General features: G+C 63.7%; 4 protein-coding genes. 2 read left to right on the top strand and 2 right to left on the bottom strand.

The features are described from left to right. Positions 1-151 precede the first annotated feature (151 nt). Positions 152-1,483 carry an MFS transporter gene (locus VM054_04575; protein ID HUT98333.1) on the bottom strand — a complete coding sequence of 444 codons (1,332 nt, stop codon included), beginning with the start codon at positions 1,481-1,483 and terminating at the stop codon, positions 152-154. A 197-nt stretch (positions 1,484-1,680) separates the two neighbouring features. Here VM054_04575 and VM054_04570 point away from each other — a divergent pair, with 197 nt between their 5' ends. After that, positions 1,681-3,237 (top strand): radical SAM protein, encoded by a 1,557-nt coding sequence (locus VM054_04570; protein HUT98332.1) that lies wholly within the window; start codon positions 1,681-1,683, stop codon positions 3,235-3,237. 4 nt (positions 3,238-3,241) lie between these two features. On the opposite strand, the gene VM054_04565 is transcribed toward VM054_04570, so the two are convergent. Further along, on the bottom strand, positions 3,242-3,760 hold the full coding sequence (locus tag VM054_04565; GenBank protein ID HUT98331.1) for a macro domain-containing protein: 519 nt from the start codon (positions 3,758-3,760) through the stop codon (positions 3,242-3,244). A 416-nt stretch (positions 3,761-4,176) separates the two neighbouring features. Here VM054_04565 and VM054_04560 point away from each other — a divergent pair, with 416 nt between their 5' ends. Continuing rightward, positions 4,177-4,881 carry a zinc metallopeptidase gene (locus tag VM054_04560; protein HUT98330.1) on the top strand — a complete coding sequence of 235 codons (705 nt, stop codon included), beginning with the start codon at positions 4,177-4,179 and terminating at the stop codon, positions 4,879-4,881. Positions 4,882-4,946: the final 65 nt, after the last annotated feature.

Below are 4,946 nucleotides of genomic sequence, written 5' to 3'. Positions count from 1 at the left end.
ACCCTAACCCTCTCCCCAAAGGGGAGAGGGGACATGCGGCAGCCCTCACACCGGCACGTGCCTCGTCAATTGCGTTGACGTAGGGGCGGGCTTGAAGGCTCTCCCGCGGGCCGACCGAGTGTCGGCCCCTACGAGGTTATTGCTCACCCCGTCAGTCCCGGGGCACGTAGTAGGGCGAACGGTACTCGGCCCGCCGGTAGCGGTTACGCTCGTGGTGGTCGCGGAAGACGTAGGTGATGAAGACGGCGTTGGCCGCGATGAGGGCTGCGGCGAAGAAGAACGGCGCCTGGGGCGCGATTCCCTCGTAAAGGTAGCCGGCGACGATGGGGCCGACCACCAGGCCGAAGGAGGTGATGGTGCCCACGCCGCCCAGCACCGTGGCCCGACCGCGCAGCGGCATGTTCTCCACGGTAAGGCTCATCCAGCTCGGCAGAATCATCGCCACGCCCGCCCCCGACAGGAGCATCATGGTGTAGTAGAAACCGGCCCGGGTGATGAAGGGGAGCATGACCATGGCCGACGAGACCAGAAACATCCCGAAAATCATCAGGTACTTGCGGCCGATACGCTCGGCGTACCGCCCCGCCGGGTACACGCAAAGAATCGTCGAGAGGGACAAAAACAGAAAGCCGAAGCCTATCTGGTAGGTCTGAAGCCGGAGCACGTTATCGGCGTAGAACACCAGGACGCTCGTGTTGATGCCCACGATGAACATGTTGATGAAGCCCTGGAGGGAGAGGGCCAGGAGCTTGCCGTTCTTGTAGAGCGCCGACAGGGCCTGTCCCAGCTCTCTCCACCAGTCGTGGATGACGTCGGCTCTGCGCGGAGCCTTCGCGGGTTCCTTCCTCCGACGGCGCAGGGTCTCCTGCATGAAGACGAAAGCGCCCAACGCCGTCAGACCGATGAGGATGGACGCCGTCCAGAAGGTCCACTTGGCGCCTCCCCCCTCGACCCCCCCGAACCAGTCCATGAGGTACAGCCCGATGGCCGGCCCGACACCGGAGCCCAGGGCGAAGCTCAGGTTCAGCACGCCCAGGGCGGCGTCGCGGCGCTTGCGCCCCATCATGTCCGCCACCATGGCGTTGGCCGCCGGCCAGATGACCGAGTTCCCCGTGCCGTCCATGGCGCGGATGGGGATGTAGAGCCAAATCAGCCAGGAGACGTTGATCAGCGAGAGAAGGAGGGGGCTCAGGCAGGAGATGGTCAGGCCGATGGCGATCATCAGCCGTCGCCCGTAGCGGTCGGCCAGGGAGCCGCCGAAGATTTTCAAAAAAGTGTTGGTGAAGGGGAAGGCCGCGATTGCCACACCGACCAGCCCCACCGTGGCGCCCAGGACCTTCGTCGAGTAGAGCTGGAGCGCCGGGATGACTATCCCGTACCCCAGCTCCGCGGCGAAGATGGCCGCGATCAGGAGGATGTAGTTCCGCGTTACTTTAACGTTGCGGAGACCCGTGAGGCCGCTTTTAATCGCTTTGTCGCTCATCGCCGGATTGACGCTCGCCGGGGCTGAAGCGACCGTCATAGTTGAGATGATGTTGTAAAACAGCGTCGGGCGAAAAAGTGTTGCGCCTATTGTCCCCCAACCGCCGCCAACTATCAACCGCGTCGTGGAAACGCCCGCAGTTCTGTGCTATAGTGAGTTTTGGCTTGATTCAGCTTCCTTTTTTATCGGGCGAATAAATGGCAAATACACTCCTGGTCTGCTTCGATTCCCTGGCGTACGCCCCCGGATTGCGCCTCCTATCCGCCCTGGGAAACGCCGCCGGTCACCCGACATACCTCCTGTTCCTCATCAAGGAAAGTGCGACCTTCCAGGACCGCCGGTTCGAGACACCCGGCGAGTTGGCCGGTTTCGCGAACCTCTTGGACGAGCTCTCCATAGACGTGGTGGGCCTGTCGGTGATGACGCCGGAGTACCACCGGGCGGTGCGGGTGGCCGAGCGCGCCCGGGCCAGTGGCCGTCACGTGGTGTGGGGCGGGATCCACGCCGCCATCCGCCCGGAGGAATGCCTGCCTTACGCCGACGCGGTCTGCCTGACCGAAGCGGAGCCCACCTGGACCGCCTACCTGGACGAGACGGAGAGCGGGGGAAACCGCCGGTTGCCCAACTTCCTCCTCCCCGGTGAAAACGCCCACGAGGTCCGCGCCGCCGGTCGGTTGCAGCTCATTGACGATCTCGATTCCCTCCCCTTTCCGGATTACGACGTCCGGCACTCCTACTACTCGAACGGGGAGGCAATCCTCCCCATGGGGTGGGAGTCGTACCAAAGGCTCAACACCTGGGAGGGGACGTACTACCGCCTGCTGACCAGCCGTGGTTGTCCGTACCAATGCACGTACTGCGTCAACAACTTCTTCTGGAGCCAGTTCGGCAAGCACTGGCTGCGTCGGCGGACGGTGGATAACAGCATCGCCGAGATCCTCTGGGCCCGGGAAAAGATGCCCTTCATCCGGGGTATCAACATCCAGGACGACAGCTTCTTCATGGGTTCCGACGAATGGCTGGATGATTTCTGCCGCCGGTACAAAGCGGAGGTCGGCCTGCCCTTCATCGCCCGCATGATACCCCGCTTCACCACCGAAAGGAGGATCGAGCTCCTGGCCGACGCCGGGTTCGATTACGCGGGGATAGGGTTGCAAACCGGCTCGAAGCGCCTTTCCCTCGAGGTGTACGAGCGCGTGCAGGATAACGAGAAATTCCTGGAAAACGACTGGATCCTGTCGAAGTACGGGGTCGGTAAGAGTTACGATGTCTTGGTAGACAACCCTTTCGAGACGGAGCGGGACGTACTGGACACCATAGATGTCCTGTTGAAACTGAAAAAGCCGTACTACGTCGTCACTTACTCCCTGACGCCCTTCCCGGAGACCATTTTCTACGACAAGGCGAAGGCCGCCGGGTTTCTCGACCGGATGACGGACCCCTACAACTCGGCGATGTACGCCACCAACCCCGCCAACTACTACACCCCCAAGACGCTGCGCTGGCTGATCGAAACCGCCCCTTACATCCCCAAATGCCTGCTTCGGTACTGCCGCGACCACTGGCGCGGAGGCCTGGTGACTTGGTTGGGACCGAAACTCTTCAGTTTCTACAAGTGGATAATCGGGGTGATAAATTGGGGGCGTTACAAACACCCCTGGTTTCTGCGGCTGGTGCTCTTTTTCGCCCGCATCTGGGGCCGATTGGGCTTGCGGGGGGCGTTGCCCCGGGAAGAGGTCCACCCCGAAAATTGAATCGTCAGAACGCCGACCGGAAGGCCTCGTAGGCGCGGGGGCCGTAGAGGACGAAAATCACGCGCCGGACGCTCTTTAACGGCATAGCCTCCCCCAGACCGGCGCGCATGGCCTGGGCGCAATCCTCCATGGCCAGCCCCCCGACCCCGGTACCCAGGGCGGGCAGGGCGACGGATTTAGCCCCGATTCGCTCGGCCTCCTCCAGGGCGCTGGTCGTGGCCCGGCGGACCTTGTCGGCGTCGGTTTCCAGGTCCTGACCCATCACCGCCGCGTGGATGACCCACCGTGCCGGCAGCTTCCCGGCGCCCGTGGTCACCGCGCGGCCCACTTCGATCGGCCCCAGCGCCATCGCCTCGCGCTCGACGGAGGGGCCGCCGGCTTTTTTGAGCGCACCCGCCACACCCGAGCCCATCCACAGGTGGTTGTTCGCCGCGTTGACCACCGCGTCGCAGGCCTGATGCGCGATGTCGCCCTTGGCGATGACGATTTCCAAACCGGCAATCCTGTGCGATTGCTTTTCCAAGAGGCCTCCCCGAGGGTCGGCCGGATTATGCAATTCGGGAAGCGGCAGGTCAAGGAGGGGGGCTGCCGGAGCAGGACCGTGGGGCGCATTAGGTTCTGAACCAGCCCAGATTCGCCATTACTATCCTTGACGTGGGGCGTCCCGTGGGTTGAAAAACGTGGTCTGCCGCTTCGCCTCCCTCCCCAACCCTCCCCCAAGGTGGGAGGGAGTGGACGTAGGGCGGGGATTACCTTCGGTCGCAGATACCCATCCCCGCCGCGTTTTATCTAAAGGTCCCCCCTACCTTTCCCGTAGGGAGAGGGATGTGCGGGTGCGGGCTACCTTTATAAATCCCCTCAGGGTGGTCGAGGGGGTGTGGTCAGCCGGCGGGAGAGTGGTTATAATGGGGCGAAAAGGAGCGGCTCGGAGGCCCCCCCATGTTTTATGGTTTCGGCTGGTTCTACAACGACTGGACGATTCTCCTGCTCCTGCCGGGGCTCATCCTGGGGCTCATCGCCCAGTCCCTGGTCAGCTCGCGCTTCCGCCGCTACTCGAAGGTCCGGACGCGGGGCGGGTTGACCGGGGCGCAGGTGGCGGCAGGCATCCTGGCCGAGGCCGGGCTGCCAGACGTGGAGATAGAGGTGGTGGGCGGTCGGCTGTCGGACCACTACGACCCGCGGACGCGGAAGCTGTACCTTTCCGCCGACGTGGCCCATTCGCCCTCCGTGGCCGCGCTGGGGGTGGCGGCCCACGAGGTTGGACACGCCATCCAGCACTCTAGCGGTTACTTCCCGCTCCACTTGCGCAACGCCGTCGTTCCCGCGACGAGAATCGGCTCCTGGCTATACCTGCCGCTCTTCATCGCCGGGCTCATATTCGCCATCGAGCCGCTGGTCTGGGTCGGCATCGGCTGCTTCACGCTCCTCTTGCTGTTCCAGCTCATAACGCTGCCGGTGGAGTTCAACGCCAGCTCGCGGGCCCTGGCCATCCTGCGCGACGGGGGCTACCTGGAGCCCGAGGAGCAGATCGGGGCGCGGAAGATTCTCTCCGCCGCGGCGCTGACCTACGTCGCCGCCCTGGTGTCCAGCCTGTTGATTCTACTGCGCCTTCTTTTAATCGCCGGCGCCTTCAACCGGCGGTAGGAAAAATGCGGCTCTGGGTGGGGCTACCGGTTCCCGACAAACCGGGCCAGTACGACCTCCGGCCC

It is taken from the genome of bacterium (assembly GCA_035528375.1).
Lineage (GTDB): Bacteria > RBG-13-66-14 > RBG-13-66-14 > RBG-13-66-14 > RBG-13-66-14 > RBG-13-66-14.
Note: the sequence above shows the minus strand (reverse complement) of the source record. Positions and strands in the feature narration are given on the sequence as shown.

What these genes read in the sequence shown, in the direction of transcription:
- VM054_04575 (HUT98333.1), bottom strand. Translation starts at nt 1,483, where the DNA reads ATGAGCGACAAAGCGATTAAAAGCGGCCTCACGGGTCTCCGCAACGTT.
- VM054_04570 (HUT98332.1), top strand. Translation starts at nt 1,681, where the DNA reads ATGGCAAATACACTCCTGGTCTGCTTCGATTCCCTGGCGTACGCCCCC.
- VM054_04560 (HUT98330.1), top strand. Translation starts at nt 4,177, where the DNA reads ATGTTTTATGGTTTCGGCTGGTTCTACAACGACTGGACGATTCTCCTG.